Origin of the sequence: Streptomyces sp. NPDC048420, from assembly GCF_040651535.1 — a bacterium.
Lineage (GTDB): Bacteria > Actinomycetota > Actinomycetes > Streptomycetales > Streptomycetaceae > Streptomyces.
In genome coordinates this window covers 1-1659 of sequence record NZ_JBEZKG010000074.1, presented here as the reverse complement: position 1 = coordinate 1659, position 1659 = coordinate 1, and the positions used below count along the sequence as shown (strand labels likewise).

2 rRNA genes are annotated in these 1659 nt (G+C 57.6%); both read left to right on the top strand.

What is annotated here, in order from left to right:
- Positions 1 to 80 (top strand): 16S ribosomal RNA (locus tag AB0D34_RS47245); the annotation flags it as partial.
- A 307-nt stretch (positions 81 to 387) separates the two neighbouring features.
- Positions 388 to 1659: ribosomal RNA gene (locus AB0D34_RS47240) — 23S ribosomal RNA — on the top strand; the annotation flags it as partial.

Genomic DNA, 1659 nt, shown 5'->3' with positions numbered 1-1659 from the left:
TGTCGAAGGTGGGACTGGCGATTGGGACGAAGTCGTAACAAGGTAGCCGTACCGGAAGGTGCGGCTGGATCACCTCCTTTCTAAGGAGCACTTCTAAGCCTGTCCTTCGGGGCTGGTTCAGAGGCCACTACGCAGGCAAACGTTCTGCGGTGGTTGCTCATGGGTGGAACGTTGATTATTCGGCACTCTCAGCCATCTCGGGCTGCCAGTACTGCTCTTCGGAGCGTGGAACGCTGATCACGAGTGGTGGGGGTGCCGGGCACGCTGTTGGGTGTCTGAGGGAATGAACCCCCTCGTGATGCCGGCCCCAGTGAACTCCAGCTCAGGTTGGGGGTGATGGGTGGCTGGTCGTTGTTTGAGAACTGCACAGTGGACGCGAGCATCTGTGGCCAAGTTTTTAAGGGCGCACGGTGGATGCCTTGGCACCAGGAACCGATGAAGGACGTGGGAGGCCACGATAGTCCCCGGGGAGTCGTCAACCAGGCTTTGATCCGGGGGTTTCCGAATGGGGAAACCCGGCAGTCGTCATGGGCTGTCACCCGCTGCTGAACACATAGGCAGTGTGGAGGGAACGCGGGGAAGTGAAACATCTCAGTACCCGCAGGAAGAGAAAACAACCGTGATTCCGGGAGTAGTGGCGAGCGAAACCGGATGAGGCCAAACCTACGACGTGTGAGACCCGGCAGGGGTTGCGTCGTGGGGGTTGTGGGATCTCTCTTCTGTCGTCTGCCGGCGGCAGGACGAGTCAGAAACCGTTGATGTAGGCGAAGGACATGCGAAAGGTCCGGCGTAGAGGGTAAGACCCCCGTAGTCGAAACGTCAGCGGCTCGTTTGAGAGACACCCAAGTAGCACGGGGCCCGAGAAATCCCGTGTGAATCTGGCGGGACCACCCGCTAAGCCTAAATATTCCCTGGTGACCGATAGCGGATAGTACCGTGAGGGAATGGTGAAAAGTACCGCGGGAGCGGAGTGAAATAGTACCTGAAACCGTGTGCCTACAAGCCGTGGGAGCGTCGGAATGAAAGCTTGCTTTCATTCTCGTGACTGCGTGCCTTTTGAAGAATGAGCCTGCGAGTTTGCGGTGTGTTGCGAGGTTAACCCGGGTGGGGTAGCCGTAGCGAAAGCGAGTCCGAATAGGGCGTTTCAGTAGCACGCTCAAGACCCGAAGCGGAGTGATCTAGCCATGGGCAGGTTGAAGCGGAGGTAAGACTTCGTGGAGGACCGAACCCACCAGGGTTGAAAACCTGGGGGATGACCTGTGGTTAGGGGTGAAAGGCCAATCAAACTCCGTGATAGCTGGTTCTCCCCGAAATGCATTTAGGTGCAGCGTCGTGTGTTTCTTGCCGGAGGTAGAGCACTGGATAGGCGATGGGCCCTACCGGGTTACTGACCTTAGCCAAACTCCGAATGCCGGTAAGTGAGAGCGCGGCAGTGAGACTGTGGGGGATAAGCTCCATGGTCGAGAGGGAAACAGCCCAGAGCATCGACTAAGGCCCCTAAGCGTACGCTAAGTGGGAAAGGATGTGGAGTCGCAGAGACAACCAGGAGGTTGGCTTAGAAGCAGCCACCCTTGAAAGAGTGCGTAATAGCTCACTGGTCTAGTGATTCCGCGCCGACAATGTAGCGGGGCTCAAGCGTACCGCCGAAGTCGTGTCATT